This is a genomic window from Variovorax sp. 38R (assembly GCF_014843395.1).
GTDB lineage: Bacteria > Pseudomonadota > Gammaproteobacteria > Burkholderiales > Burkholderiaceae_C > Variovorax > Variovorax paradoxus_H.
Genome location: NZ_CP062121.1, coordinates 825,540 through 839,142, shown reverse-complemented (window position 1 = coordinate 839,142; position 13,603 = coordinate 825,540). Strand labels below are relative to the sequence as shown.

Sequence of the window (13,603 nt, the reverse complement as noted above, 5' to 3'; positions counted from 1 at the left end):
TTTGTGCACAGGGCGCGTCATTTATTGACTTTGCATGTGCAAAGACATCGCTCCTAGACTGCCGCGCCGGTTCATCGGCAGGAAAGGTTCCCATGTTCTCGAACGATAAAAAGACCCCCGCAGGAGACGGCGAAGGGGTCGACCAGAAGCTTCCGCTCGCCCGTTGCGGCGCATTGAGCCTGCAGCACGTGCTCGTGATGTACGCGGGCACGGTGGCCGTGCCGCTCATCGTGGGCGGTGCGCTCGGCCTCTCGAAGGCCGACATCGCGTTTCTCATCAACGCCGACCTGTTCGCCGCCGGCATCGCCACGCTGGTGCAGGCCATCGGCTTCTGGCGCTTCGGCATCCGCATGCCGGTGATGATGGGCGTGACCTTCGCGGCGGTCGGGCCGATGATCGCCATCGGCATGGACCCCTCGCTCGGGCTGCCCGCGATCTACGGCGCGACCATCGTGGCGGGCGTGTTCGGCATGCTCGTCGCGCCGCTCATGGGGCGGGTGCTGGGCGTGTTTCCGCCGCTCGTCACGGGCACGGTCATCACGCTGATCGGCGTGTCGCTCATGGGCGTGGCCATCAACTGGGCCGCGGGCGGCCAGCCCACCGCGACCCGCATGATCGACGGCGTGGCGCACGCGGTGGCCAACCCGGCCTACGGCGAGCCGGTGAACCTGGCGATTGCCGCGGCGGTGCTGGCGGTGATCATCGCGATCACCCGCTTCGGCAAGGGCCTCATCGCCAACATCGCGGTGCTGCTGGGCATCGTGTTCGGCGTGGGCGTGTCGCTGGCGCTCGGGCGCATGCATTTCGACGGGCTCGAAGAAGCCAGCTGGGTCGCCGTGACCACGCCCTTCCACTTCGGCCTGCCGCGCTTCGAGCTCACAGCCATCGCCTCGATGTGCATCGTGATGCTCATCACGCTGGTCGAATCGACCGGCATGTTCCTCGCACTCGGCGAGATCACCGGCCGCAAGGTGACGACCGACGCGCTCACGCGCGGACTGCGCGCCGACGGGCTGGGCACCGTCATCGGCGGTGTGTTCAACACCTTTCCCTACACCTCGTTCTCGCAGAACGTGGGGCTGGTCACGGTGACGGGCGTGCGCTCGCGCTACGTGGCGGCGGGCGGTGGCCTGATGCTGGTCGCGCTGGCGCTGTTCCCGAAGATCGCGCACATCGTGGCCTCGGTGCCGCAGTTCGTGCTCGGCGGCGCGGGCATCGTGATGTTCGGCATGGTGGCGGCCACGGGCGTGCGCATCCTGGGCGCGATCGACTACGCGCAGAACCGCCACGCGCTGTATGTGATCGCCATTTCCATCGGGCTCGGATTGATCCCCACGCTGTCGCCCAATTTCTTCCAGCACTTTCCCGCCTGGACCCATCCGCTGACGCACAGCGGCATCGTGCTGGGCACGCTGGCCGCGGTGCTGCTCAATCTTTTCTACAACGGCGTGCTGTCGAAGGAACGTTCCTTCGCGATGGCGGCGCGCACTTCGCACGGCTCCGAATGACTTTTCAAAATCCATCCTCTTCCTCGCAACCGCAGCAGCGCCCGCCGCTGCTGATCGTCCGGCACGCCGACGTGCTCGTCACCATGGACGCCGCCCGGCGCGAGATCGCCGACGGCGCCGTGGTGATGAACGGCCCCGCCGTCGCCTGGGTGGGCGCCACGGCCGAGCTCCCGGTGCCGTACCTCGACGCGCTGTGCAGCGGCCAGGCCGAGGCCATCGACATGCACGGCCACGTCGTGATGCCGGGGTTGGTCAACACGCACCACCACATGTACCAGAGCCTCACGCGCGCCGTGCCCGAGGCGCAGGACGCGGAGCTCTTCGGCTGGCTCACTCACCTGTACCTGCTGTGGGCGCGGCTCACGCCCGAGATGATCCGCGTGTCGACGCAGACCGCCATGGCCGAGCTGATGCGCTCGGGCTGCACCACCACGAGCGATCACCTCTACCTGTTCCCGAACGGGTCACGGCTCGACGATTCGATCGAGGCCGCCGACGCCATGGGCATGCGCTTCCACGCGGCGCGCGGCAGCATGAGCGTGGGCCGCAGCGCCGGCGGCCTGCCGCCCGACGAGGTGGTGGAAACCGAGGCCGCGATCCTGCGCGACAGCGAACGGCTCATCGACCGCTGGCACAACCCCGCGCGCCATTCGATGCGCCGCATCGTGCTCGCGCCCTGCTCGCCGTTCTCGGTGTCGCGCGACCTGATGCGGCTGTCGGCCGAGCTGGCGCGCGCGCGCGGCGTGTCGCTGCACACGCACCTGGCCGAGAACGACAACGACGTCGCCTACTCGCGCGAGAAGTTCGGCATGACGCCCGCCGAGTACGCCGAAGACCTGGGCTGGGTCGGCCCCGACGTGTGGCACGCGCACTGCGTGAAGCTCGACGACGCCGGCATCGCGCTCTTCGGGCGCACCGGCACCGGCGTAGCGCACTGCCCGTGCTCGAACATGCGGCTGGCCTCGGGCATCGCGCCCATCGGGGCGATGCGGCGCGCGGGCGTGCCCGTGGGCCTGGGCGTGGACGGCAGCGCGTCGAACGACGGCGCGCACATGCTGGGCGAGGCGCGCCAGGCGATGCTGCTGCAGCGCGTGGGCTACGGCCCCGCCGCCATGACGGCGCGCGAGGCGCTGGAGATCGCCACGCTCGGCGGCGCCCGCGTGCTCGGGCGCGACGACATCGGCGCCCTCGCACCGGGCATGTCGGCCGACCTCGTGGCCTTCGACATGCGCGGCGTCGACCACGCAGGCGCGTGGCACGACCCGGTCGCGGCGCTGGTGTTCTGCACGCCGGTGGCAGCGTCGCTGAGCGTGATCGACGGCGTGGTCCGCATCCGCGACGGGCGCTTCACGGGCTTCGAGCTGGCGCCGCTGCTGGCGACGCACCGCGACCTGGCGCGCACGCTGTACGAAAGCGCGCGGCATCCGCACACCGCCTGAGAAGGCGGTGCGCAGTGCGCATCAACGCCGCATCGTGTCCAGCTGCGTGACCGGCGCGGCGTTGTTGCCCCACGCGCCGCGGATGTAGGTGAGCACCTCGGCCACTTCGGTGGCGTCGAGCGCGTGCCCGAACGGCGGCATGCCGTAGGGACGCGGGTTGCCGGCCGTGGCGGGCAAAAAGCCGCCGTGCGCGACCACCTGGATCAGGTTGGTGGGCCGCGCCATCGTCACGGCGCGGTTGCCCGCGAGCGGCGGGTAGGCGCCGGCCGCGCCCTGGCCCTGGTCGCCATGGCAGTAGGCGCAGCGCTGGTCGTAGATCTTGGCGCCACGCACCATCGCGCCGGCGTCGCGCCGCAGCGGGGCGGCAGGCGCCTTCTGGGCTTCGGGCGCGTCCTGCTTCACGGCCTCGGGCAGGTCCTTCAGGTAGATCGCCATCGCACCCAGGTCGGCGTCGCTCAGGTACTGCGTGCTGCGGAACACGACGTCGGCCATCGGGCCCATCACCGAGCCGCGTGGAGAGGTGCCCGACTTGAGCAGCGCCACGACATCGGCCGCGGGCCAGTCGGCCACGCCCGCTTCGTGCGGATCGGCCAGCGAGGGCGCGTACCAGTTCTCCACCGCGATCAGGCCGCCCGAGAGCCCGAGTTGGGTTTCTGTCGCGCCCAGTGAGTTGCGGCTGCCGTGGCAGGCGATGCAGTGGCCGAGACCACCGACCAGGTACGCACCGCGGTTCCATTCGGCGGGCTTGTTCGCGTTGGCCACGAAGGGCTGCGGCTTGAACGAGAGCGCGCGCCACACCGCGAGCGCGGCCTGCGTGTCGTACGGAAAGCGCAGGCGGTGCGCCTTGTTTTCCGTGGCCGCGGGCGCCACGCTGCGCAGGTAGGCGTAGAGGGCGTCGGAGTCTTCGCGCGTGACCTGCGTGAAGTTCGGGTACGGGAAGGCCGGGTACAGCAGGCGCCCGTCCTTGCTGCGGCCGTTGTGCATGGCGCGCCAGAAGTGCGCGCTGCTCCAGCCGCCGATGCCGTGTGTCGGGTCGGGCGTGAGATTGGTCGCGTAGATGGTGCCGAACGGCGTTTCGAGCGGCACGCCACCCGCGTAGGGCTGGCCGCCGCGCGTGGTGTGGCAGCCGGCGCAGTTGCCCGCCAGCGCGAGGTAGCGCCCGCGCTCGACCAGCTGCGGCGTGGCCTCGAAGGCTTCGGCGCGTTCGGGCAGCGGGTCTTCGCCGCGCAGGTTCAGCGCCAGCACGACGCCGGCCAACACGGCCGCCAGGGTGACCAGGCCCAGCAGGGCCCAGCCGAAATGTCTCAATCGCGCGGTCATCGGGTTCTCAGGGTTTCGCTGCGGTCGGCATGCCGCCGCAGGTCACGGGCAGCGGTGCGGGCAGCGAGGCCACCGGGCGGGTGTCGGCCGGCATCGGCTGCACGGCCAGCCAGCTGGCCACGGCGTTGATGTCGGCGGTGGTCATGCGCTGGCCGATCTGCGCCATGCAGTCGGGCGCGGGCGCGTGGCGCTCCTTGGTGAGCCAGGCGCCGAGCTGCGACGACACATACAGCCGCGGCAGGCCCAGCAGGCCCGGAATGGCCGGCTGCACGCCCGTGAGCGCGGCGCCGTGGCACTGCACGCAGGCCGGGATGTTGCGCGCCGCATCGCCTTCGAGCGCCAGTTGGCGGCCACGGCGCAGCTGCTCGGGCGAGGCGTCGCTCTGCGGCGAGACCGCGGCGTACGGCAGCGACAGGTTCGCGAAGTACTCGGCCATCTCGCGCAGGTAGTCGTCCGACAGGTGCTGGACCATGTAGGTCATGTCGCTGTTGAAGCGGCGCCCGTCGCGAAAACTCACGAGCTGGTTGAACAGGTAGCCCGCGGGCTTGCCCGCCAGGCGCGGGAAGAAGCCGGCGTTGGTGGTCGCGCCCTCGCGCCCGTGGCAGGCGATGCAGGCGGCCACACGCTGTTCGATGGTGTCGGGAACGGTGGTGGTGGCAGCCTGCGCCGCAACCGGGGCAAGCGGCAACAGCAGCGCCAGGGCCAGCGCTGCCCGGTGGAGCACTGCCTTCATCACGTGCCCGCCGCGAAATGCGCCAGGGCCAGCAGGCCCGCGATCAGCAGCAGGGCCATGCACAGCCCCACGCCGATCAGCGGCAGGATGCCCAGTTGGGCGGTCCGCTTGTCGGCGTCGGCCCGGCGGCCGCCCAGCCCGATGAAGCTCCAGAGTACGGCGCGCACCGCGCGCATCAGATTGAACATGGCTCCACTGTCGCGCAAACGGGTCAAAAAAAACAGATGCAGATCCAGCTCGATTCACCATATCAGATTAGAGTCCCCGCGAATGACAACGGCCCACCGATGAAGCGTTATGAAGCCCTGGCCGCGGACATCGAGGCCTCGATCCGCAACGGCACCCTCAAGACCGGCGACCGCCTGCCTTCCGTGCGCCACACGGGCAGCAGCCGCGGCGTGAGCGCCTCCACCGTGTTCCAAGCCTACTACCTGCTGGAAGCGCGCGGCCTCGTGCGCGCGCGCGACCGCTCGGGCTACTACGTGGCCGGTGGCGGCCTGCGCGACGCGCCGCCCGAAACCACCCTCACCTCGCGCCCCGCCGAGGGTCCGCGCGCGCTCGACGTGAGCGACCAGGTGTTCGACATCCTCGAAGCCAGCATGTCGCGCCAGGTCGTGCCCTTCGGCTCGGCCTTTCCGAGCCCGCTGCTGTTTCCGCTGGCGCGGCTGGGCCAGTTCATGGCGGCCAGCGCCAAGTCGCTCGACCCGTGGCGCACCGTGGACGACCTCACGCCCGGCAGCGCGGCCCTGCGCCGGCAGATCGCGCTGCGCTACCTGGCCGACGGCCTGCCGGTGCCGGCCGAGGAGATCGTCGTCACCAACGGCGCGCTCGAGGCGCTCAACCTCTGCCTCTCGGCCGTCACGCGGCCCGGTGATGCGGTGATCGTCGAATCGCCCACCTTCTATGCGGCGCTGCAGGCACTCGAACGCATGGGCCTGCGCGCCATCGAGGTGCCGACGCACCCCGGCGAAGGCATCGACCTCGACGCGCTCGCGCAGGCCATCGCCGCGCACCAACCCACGGCCTGCTGGCTCATGACCACCTTCCAGAACCCGCTCGGCAGCCTGATGCCCGACGCGAAGAAGAAGGCGCTCGTCGAACTGCTCGCGCGGCACGAGTTGCCGCTCATCGAAGACGACGTGTACGCCGAGCTCTACTTCGGCGAGCGCCGCCCGCCACCGGCCAAGGCCTTCGACACGCAGGGGTTGGTGCTGCACTGCTCGTCGTTCTCGAAGAGCCTCGCGCCCGGCTACCGCATCGGCTGGGCCTCGGCCGGGCGCTTCGCGCGCAAGGTGGCGCGGCAAAAACTCACGACCACGCTCAGCACCTCGGTGCCCGCGCAGCTGGCGCTGGCCGACTACCTCGAGAAGGGCGGCTTCGACAAGCACCTGCGCAAGCTGCGCCAGACGCTGGCGATGCAGCAGGCCACTTTCACGCAGGCCGTGGGGCATTACTTTCCGGCGGGCACGCGCGCCACGCGGCCGCTGGGCGGGTACTTCCTGTGGGTCGAGCTGCCGCCGCAGGTGAATGCGCTGGAGATTCATCGCCTGGCGCTGGAGCGCGGCATCAGCGTGGCGCCCGGGCCGATCTTCTCGGCCACGCGCGCGTTCACCAACTGCCTGCGGCTGAACTACGGGCATGCGTGGGATGCGCACAGCGAGCAGGCCTTGCAGACACTCGGGCGACTGGTCGCGGATGCAGCCTGAGGCCGGTGAAGGTGTCGCCGATACTCGGCCGGTTCGCATCACATTCAAACAGGAAGACGCGATGAAGACTCCACCCCGGCCCTTCGCCCAAGCGCTCATGGCGGGCGCCACCGCCGCCCTGCTGACCGCCTGCGCGGCACCACCGTCGACACCCGGCGAGTGGTCGCCGCAGCCACCCAATCCGAACGCGCCCTACCCGGCCGAATCGCGGATGAACGGAGAGCAAGGCATGGTGCTGCTGCGCGTGCGCACCACGCCGGGCGGCCTGCCGGCGAGTGTCGAAGTGAAGGAATCGAGCGGCCACGCACGGCTGGACCGCTCGGCCGTCGAGACCGTTCGCACATGGCGCTTCAAGCCGACGCCGGACGACGGCACGGTGGTGTGGCGGGAAGTGCCGATCCGGTTTTTCATCACGTCGCCGCCGCAGCAGCCGGCGTTCAATTAGGAGGTGGTGCGTTGTGAACGACCTTCGTGGGCTCGATGCATCAAACGCATCGCATCCGAGGCATGACCTGCATGCATGAAATCGACTTTGACTTGGTGGGCAAGCCGCCCGACTTTCCTCAACGATGCGAAGCCTTCATCTGCGAGGGCTTCCGCGCCGATGGCAAGACCATTTGCACGGCCAACCGGACCTATGTGAAGTTGGGTGGCAGGTGGTACAGCCTGGCTCTCGAGATTCAAGCGATCGTATGGAGTGCGTACAGCGAGCAGCCACAGCCATGGCGTATTGAAGAGGAGGCCTGGGACTACCCCCACGTCGACGTGGGATCGATGGCCCGAGTCATCGGCCAAGACCTGACCGATATCAAGATGGACGCGCTTCCGTCAGGAAGCCGCGTCTTGTTCCGATTCGCGAACGACCAGACGATCGAGATCTCTTCGTCCGACGATGTGAGTTCGTACGCGGTCGGTTAGAGGCCCTCAAGCCGCCACAGCCACCCCACCCCGCCGCATCCGGCTCACCCTGAACAACAGGAACGCCGTGATGCTCACGTTCACCAGGTTCCATCCGATGCCGTTCAAAAAGGCCGCGTGGTAGCTGCCCGTCAGGTCGAAGACCTTGCCTGACATCCAGCCGCCCAGCGCCATGCCGAACAGCGTGAACATCAGCACCGTGCCCACGCGCGCGCCGGCTTCCTTGGGCGGAAAGTGCTCGCGCACGATGATCGCGTACGAGGGCACGATGCCGCCCTGGAACAGGCCGAACAGCGCCGAGATCACATACAGCGGCACCAGCCCGTCGAAGGGCAAAAACAGCAGCAGCGCCACGCACTGCAGCACCCCGCCCAGCATCAGCGTGCGCAGCCCGCCGATGCGGTCGCAGATGGCGCCCGACACCAGCCGGCTCACGATGCCGAAGCCCAGCATCAGCGACAGCATCATCGCGCCCTGCGCCGGGCCGTAGCCCAGGTCGCCGCAGTACGCCACGATGTGCACCTGCGGCATCGCCATCGCCACGCAGCAGGCGACCCCTGCCACGCACAGCAGGCCCTGCGCCGTGCCCAGGCTCAGGCCGAAGGGCCGCGTCATGTCGCGCACCAGGGTGCTGCCCGCAACGTGCGACACCGGCGCCGCCTCGGCCAGTGCCGGCGGCCGTGCGCGGAAGAACAATGCGAGCAGCGCCATCGTCACGCCGCAGAAGATGCCCATGCCGATGTAGGTCTGGCGCCAGCCCACCTGCTCGACGAAGTGCTGCGCGATGGGCGGCCACACGGCGCCCGCGAGGTAATTGCCGCTGGCACACACGGCCACCGCGATGCCGCGTCGCTTGACGAACCACAGCGAGGTGTCGGCCACCAGCGGCGCAAAGGCCACCGAGCTGCCGAGCAGGCCGACCAGCAGCGCCTGCGCGATGGTGAACGACACGATGTCTTGCGACAGGCCCGTGGCGATGTAGCCGGCCGCCAGAAAGACCGAGCCCATCAGCAGCGGCTTCATCACGCCGATGCGGTCGGCCAGCTTGCCCATGAGCACGCCGCCGAAACCGAAGCCCAGCATCAGCAGCGTGTAGGGCATGGAGGCATCGGCGCGCGCCACGCCGAACTCGGCCTGCACGGCGGGCAGCATGACCGACACCACGTACATGCCGCTGCTGCCGACCGTCATGACCAGCAGCGTGAGCGCCAGACGCACCATGGCGTAGCGCGAATCAGGCTGGTGGACGATGGCTGTGTCGTGTGTCGTCTTCATTCTTTTTGTCTCTCCACGCATGCATCGGGCGGTGCATGTCGTGTGGCATTCTCGCGGAAGGCTGCGTCGCTTGCTGCGCACGCCCTCGAGAACCCAACGCATGCAAATCACCTACAGACAGGCCGTGCCTGCAGACACGCCCGCGTGCATCGAACTGCGAGGGGCCGCCCGCGTCTACCGACACCTGGGCTGGAAGCCCACGGGCGAATTCGATGCGGCGGGCGACGAAGTGCTGGCGTACGTCCCGTCCTGAGACGTACCCCGTGGCCGGTGCGCGTCAACGCCCGGCAGCCTCAGCCGACGAACGGCGCGGGCATGACGACGAAGCTCGACGACAAGGCCTTCGGCACCGGCACACCGGGCTTGCGCTTGCCGTCACAGGCCGCTGTCAGCAGGCCGAGACACAACAGAAGAACAAAGGCTGTGCTTCTCATGCGGCGCATGCTAAGCCTGCAACATCGCGCGTCAAGTCGGACGTGGCGCCAATCGGCATGGCGCCGCCGCTGTCAGGCGGCTGCGTTGCTCGTCACCGCTGGCGCCAGGCCTGCGTGCGCTTCAGTGCGCCGTGCCCGGCCAGCGCGAAGAGGCCGCGGCCGACGGCGGCCGTGAGCATGATGAGCGAGGCCATCGCAGCTGCGGGCGCCACGTCGCCGGCGTCGTCCATGTTGAGCACGGCGATGGCGGCCAGCGTGGTCTGCGGCGAGTAGAGAAACACGACGGCCGACACGGTGGTCATCGCGTTGACGAAGAAGTAGCCCGCCACGTTGAGCACAGTGGGCAGCGCCACCGGCAGGTGCACGCGCCACAGCGTGCGCCAGAACGGCACGCCCATCGATTCGGACACCAGCTCGTACTCGCGGTCGAGCTGGCGCAGCGCGGTGAGCGACGTGAGGTGGGCCACCGAGAAGAAGTGCGCCACGGTGCAGACCACCAGGATCGACATGCCGCCGTAGATGCCGTGCAGCGGGTTCGACGCCGCGTTGAAGAAGAAGATGTAGCCCACGCCGAGCACGAGCCCCGGCACCGCGAGCGGCAGGTTGGCCAGCAGGTTCAGCAGCTCGCGCAGCAGGCCGAAGTGGCGCGGCTTCTCGACGAAGTAGGCCGACACGAAGGTGGCGAGCGCGCCCGCCACGGCCGCGTACAGCGCGAGCCGCAGCGAGTTTCCGTAGCTGCCCCAACCGCCGCCGTCCATGTTGCTGAAGTCGTAGTTCTTCAGCGACGGCGTGAGCTTGTAGGGCCAGTAGCTGGCGAGCGAGGCGAACACGGCCATGCCGATCATCACGACGATGGCGACGGCGGTGAGCGTGCAGAACACAAGCAGCGCGCGGTCGCGCGACTTCACGGGCTCGGGTTGATAAGGCGTGGCGCGTGCCGACAGCGCCGCGGCCTGCTTGCGCCGCACGCGGCGCTCGACGAGGAACGACAGCACGGCCGGAATCAGCAGCACGAGGCCGACCACGGCGCCCATCTGAAAATTCTGCTGCCCGACCACCTGCTTGTAGATGTCGGTCGCGAGCACGCCGGTCTGGCCGCCCACGACCTTGGGCACGCCGAAGTCGGTGATGACGAGCACGAACACGACCATCGCGGCCACGATGAGGCCGTAGCGGGACGCCGGCAGCGTGACGGTGCGGAAGATGCGCCAGCGCGAGGCGCCCAGCGTCTGCGCGGCTTCGTACAAACGCCCGTCGGACGTGGCCATGGCGGTGGTGAGGATCAGCAGCGCATGCGGCAACGTCCAGAACACCGAGCCGAGCACGATGCCCAGCGGGCCGTAGATCGACACATCGCCGAGCAGCCCCTTGAACAGGCCCTGGTTGCCGAACAGGTAGATCAGGCTGATGGCCGGCAGCAGCGAGGGCGCCAGCAGCGGCATGAGCGCCACGGCACGCAGCAGGCCCTTGGCGGGCATGCACGACAGCGTGAGGCCGTAGGCGTACACGTAGGCGATAGAGGTGCACAGCACGGCGCTGATCACCGCGAGGGCGACGCTGTTGAAGGCCGACTGCACGAGCCCGGGGTTCTCGAAGTAGCGCGCGAAGTTGGTCAGGGCTACGAAGTTGCCGCTGCGGTCGTAGAAGCTCTGGCCGACGAGTGCGCCGACAGGGAGCGCGACGATCACGACGAGCAGCAACACGACGAGCAGCACGGCGGCGCCGGTGAGCCAGCGTTCGCGGTCGAAGTGAGGAGTGCGCGGTATTGCGATCGGGGCGAGGGCTTCTGTTGGGGTGCTCATGTTGTTCTTCTTGTGGTGTCGTTGTTCAGGGCGCGTGCACAGGCCACCGGGTACTTCCCTCCGCGAATGTCCCCCGGGCTTCGCCCTCCTCCTTGATTTCGCTGCGGGAAGCACCCAGTGTCCTGCGCCCACTGAGCGCGGTCGTTGTGCGGGTCGATCAACAACCGCACTGAATCACGCTCACGTCGATGGGGTGCCTTGCGCAGCGAAACCAAGGGGGAGCGGCGGGAGCCCGAAGGGCGGGGGACATTCGCGGAGCAAGGTACCCCGTCGGCGAGAGCGCGCCCTGAAGGACTGCGCACCGCGCGACAAGGAACCCGCACGCGCGGTGTCATGTCATTGCGCCAGGACCGACAGCGCGTTCAAAGGCAGCTGGATGTGCACCATGCTGCTCGGCACCAGCGGCTCTTCGCCGCCGCTGCGCGCATCGGCGGGCAGCTCGGCTTCGATCTCGATGCCCAGCGGCTCGCAGGCCAATCGAGCCGAGGTTCGGTTGCCGAAGAACTCGGTGTCGAGCAGGCGTGCGGCAAAACTGTTGGTGCCGAGTTCGGAGCCGAAGCGCTTCACCACCACATGCTCGGGCCGGATGCCCACGGTGGCTTGCGAACCGACGCTGAGGTTGCCCGGTGCGCAGAACAGTTCGCTGTCGCGCACACGCACCTTGCCGCCGGCCAGCACGGTGGCGGGCAGCATGTTCATGCGGCCCACGAAGCCCGCCGCGAAGCGGGTGCGCGGCTGGCGGTACAGCTCGTCGGGGGTGCCGGCCTGTTCGATGCGGCCGTTGTGCATCAGCACCACGCGGTCGGCCATCGAGAGGGCTTCTTCCTGGTCGTGCGTGACCATGATGGTGACGATGCCCAGGCGCTTCTGCAGCGCGCGGATTTCGCTGCGCAAGGTGGCGCGCACCTGCGCGTCGAGCGCGGAGAGCGGCTCGTCGAGCAGCAGCAGGCGCGGGTTGGGCGCCAGGGCGCGCGCCAGGGCGATGCGCTGTTGCTGGCCGCCCGAGAGCTGCACGGGGTACTTGTCGGCATGCGCGGCGAGGCCGACGAGGTCGAGCATTTCGCGCGAGCGCTTGGCCATCTCGCGCGCCAGCGCGCCCGTGGGGTGCAGGCCGTAGGCGATGTTCTGTGCCGCCGTGAGATTGGGAAACAGCGCATACGACTGGAACACCACGCCGAAGCCGCGCGCCGCGGGCGGCAGGCCCGCGATGTCCTGGCCGCCGAGCAGAATCTGCCCGCTGTCGGCGCGCTCGATGCCGCACACGATGCGCAGCAGCGTGGTCTTGCCGCAGCCCGAGGGGCCGAGCAGGCAGACGAACTCGCCGGGCTCGATGTCCAGGTCGATGCCGTCGAGCACGCGCGTGGCGCCAAAGGACTTGCCGATGCCGCGAAGGGAGAGAAAGCTGGTCATGTGCGGCTACCCGGAGTCCCGATCACATCGGCTTTTTTTCGGCCTTGGCGTCGTAGCGCTTCGACCATTCCGTCAGGATGCGGTCGCGGTTGGCGGCAGCCCAGTTGAAGTCGTTCTTGGCCAGCAGCTTCTCGACGTCGCCCGGCACGAACTCGAGCTTTTCCTGGATGCCCGGCAGCGCGAGCACGGCGAAGTTCTTCGCGTACAGCTCGTTGGCCTGCTTGGTCACAGCCCAGTCGGCCAGGGCCTTGGCGGCGTCCTGCTTCTTGCTGGCCTTCATGATGCCGGTGGCTTCCATGTCCCAGCCCAGGCCTTCCTTGGGCAGCACGATGTCGATGGGCGCGCCGTCGCGCTTGGTCTTGTTGGCGCGGTATTCGAACGACATGCCGAGCGCGAACTCGCCGGCGCCGGCCTGGCGGCAGGGCTTGCTGCCCGACAGGCTGTACACGCCGATGTTCTGGTGCAACGCGTCCATGTACTTCCAGGCCTTGTCTTCGCCCATCATCTGGATCCAGCCCGACACCATGAGGTAGCCCGTGCCCGAGGCAGCGGGGTTAGGCATGGTGATCTGGCCCTTGTAGACCGGGTTGGTCAGGTCGGCCCAGCTGGTGGGCTTGGGAAGGCTCTTCTTCGTGGCTTCAACAATGTTGAAGCAGATGGCCGACGACCACACGTCCATGCCGACCCACTTGGGCGGGTTGGCGGTGTCGCGCATGGTGGGCTTGATGGCCTCCAGGCCCTTGGGCGCGTAAGGCTGGAGCATGCCTTCCTTGTCCAGCAGCATCAGCGAGGTGGCGGCCAGGCCCCACACCACGTCGGCTTGCGGGTTGGCCTTTTCGGCCAGCAGCTTGGCGGTGACGATGCCGGTGGAGTCGCGCACGAACTTCAGTTCGATGGCCGGGTTTTCTTTTTCGAAGGCGGCCTTGTAGGCCTGTACTTGGTCGGCTTCGAGCGCGGTGTAGACCAGCAGCTCGGTGCGGCCCTGGGCCGAGGCGGCAAAAGCCAGCGAGAACAGGGCGGCGGGCACGGCGGCCCACATCAGACGACGATGCAGCATG

The 13,603-nt window shown here is 68.7% G+C and carries 14 protein-coding genes; 6 read left to right on the top strand and 8 right to left on the bottom strand.

Going from position 1 to position 13,603, the window contains the following annotated elements; genetic code table 11:
• The first annotated feature begins 92 nt into the window (after positions 1 to 92).
• Together IG196_RS03715 and IG196_RS03710 are read left to right on the top strand one after the other, a co-directional pair.
• Positions 93 to 1,508 (top strand): nucleobase:cation symporter-2 family protein, encoded by a 1,416-nt coding sequence (locus IG196_RS03715; protein WP_192195079.1) that lies wholly within the window; start codon positions 93 to 95, stop codon positions 1,506 to 1,508.
• Complete coding sequence (locus IG196_RS03710) at positions 1,505 to 2,947, top strand: 8-oxoguanine deaminase (RefSeq protein WP_192195078.1); 1,443 nt, start codon at positions 1,505 to 1,507, stop codon at positions 2,945 to 2,947. The genes IG196_RS03715 and IG196_RS03710 overlap by 4 nt, the downstream gene beginning before the upstream one ends.
• A gap of 21 nt (positions 2,948 to 2,968) precedes the next feature.
• Here IG196_RS03710 and IG196_RS03705 read toward each other — a convergent pair whose 3' ends face one another.
• From IG196_RS03705 to IG196_RS03695, 3 genes are read right to left on the bottom strand one after another with little or no spacing between them, the layout of a single operon-like run.
• Positions 2,969 to 4,267: a c-type cytochrome gene (locus IG196_RS03705; protein ID WP_192195077.1), complete on the bottom strand. Its 1,299-nt coding sequence runs from the start codon at positions 4,265 to 4,267 to the stop codon at positions 2,969 to 2,971.
• Between the two features lie 7 nt (positions 4,268 to 4,274).
• The gene (locus tag IG196_RS03700) at positions 4,275 to 5,000 is read right to left on the bottom strand and encodes a c-type cytochrome (protein WP_192195076.1); all 726 of its coding nucleotides are present in this window, start codon (positions 4,998 to 5,000) and stop codon (positions 4,275 to 4,277) included.
• Positions 5,000 to 5,188 (bottom strand): DUF2970 domain-containing protein, encoded by a 189-nt coding sequence (locus IG196_RS03695; protein WP_056573062.1) that lies wholly within the window; start codon positions 5,186 to 5,188, stop codon positions 5,000 to 5,002. The genes IG196_RS03700 and IG196_RS03695 overlap by 1 nt, the downstream gene beginning before the upstream one ends.
• 99 nt (positions 5,189 to 5,287) lie before the next feature.
• Here IG196_RS03695 and IG196_RS03690 point away from each other — a divergent pair, with 99 nt between their 5' ends.
• The 3 genes from IG196_RS03690 to IG196_RS03680 all read left to right on the top strand — a co-directional run bounded on the left by IG196_RS03690 (position 5,288) and on the right by IG196_RS03680 (position 7,624).
• The gene (locus IG196_RS03690; protein WP_192195075.1) at positions 5,288 to 6,706 is read left to right on the top strand and encodes a PLP-dependent aminotransferase family protein; all 1,419 of its coding nucleotides are present in this window, start codon (positions 5,288 to 5,290) and stop codon (positions 6,704 to 6,706) included.
• A 61-nt stretch (positions 6,707 to 6,767) separates the two neighbouring features.
• On the top strand, positions 6,768 to 7,151 hold the full coding sequence (locus IG196_RS03685; RefSeq protein ID WP_192195074.1) for an energy transducer TonB: 384 nt from the start codon (positions 6,768 to 6,770) through the stop codon (positions 7,149 to 7,151).
• 71 nt (positions 7,152 to 7,222) lie between these two features.
• Entirely contained in the window at positions 7,223 to 7,624 is a 402-nt protein-coding gene (locus IG196_RS03680) for a hypothetical protein (protein ID WP_143713696.1), read from the top strand.
• A gap of 6 nt (positions 7,625 to 7,630) precedes the next feature.
• On the opposite strand, the gene IG196_RS03675 is transcribed toward IG196_RS03680, so the two are convergent.
• Positions 7,631 to 8,899, bottom strand: a complete 1,269-nt coding sequence (locus IG196_RS03675; RefSeq protein ID WP_192195073.1) for an MFS transporter — start codon at positions 8,897 to 8,899, stop codon at positions 7,631 to 7,633.
• 100 nt (positions 8,900 to 8,999) lie between these two features.
• Here IG196_RS03675 and IG196_RS03670 point away from each other — a divergent pair, with 100 nt between their 5' ends.
• A complete protein-coding gene (locus IG196_RS03670) occupies positions 9,000 to 9,152 on the top strand; it encodes a hypothetical protein (RefSeq protein WP_192195072.1) in 153 nt (50 codons plus the stop codon).
• A gap of 40 nt (positions 9,153 to 9,192) precedes the next feature.
• Here the strand turns inward: IG196_RS03670 and IG196_RS03665 are convergent, their stop codons facing one another.
• From IG196_RS03665 to IG196_RS03650, 4 genes are all read right to left on the bottom strand, one after another.
• Positions 9,193 to 9,333, bottom strand: coding sequence for a hypothetical protein (locus IG196_RS03665; protein WP_192195071.1), 141 nt, complete (start codon positions 9,331 to 9,333; stop codon positions 9,193 to 9,195).
• A 92-nt stretch (positions 9,334 to 9,425) separates the two neighbouring features.
• The gene (locus tag IG196_RS03660; protein WP_192195070.1) at positions 9,426 to 11,135 is read right to left on the bottom strand and encodes a putative 2-aminoethylphosphonate ABC transporter permease subunit; all 1,710 of its coding nucleotides are present in this window, start codon (positions 11,133 to 11,135) and stop codon (positions 9,426 to 9,428) included.
• A gap of 336 nt (positions 11,136 to 11,471) precedes the next feature.
• Positions 11,472 to 12,545 carry an ABC transporter ATP-binding protein gene (locus IG196_RS03655; RefSeq protein ID WP_192195069.1) on the bottom strand — a complete coding sequence of 358 codons (1,074 nt, stop codon included), beginning with the start codon at positions 12,543 to 12,545 and terminating at the stop codon, positions 11,472 to 11,474.
• A 22-nt stretch (positions 12,546 to 12,567) separates the two neighbouring features.
• Positions 12,568 to 13,602 (bottom strand): putative 2-aminoethylphosphonate ABC transporter substrate-binding protein, encoded by a 1,035-nt coding sequence (locus IG196_RS03650; protein ID WP_192195068.1) that lies wholly within the window; start codon positions 13,600 to 13,602, stop codon positions 12,568 to 12,570.
• Position 13,603 lies beyond the last annotated feature (1 nt).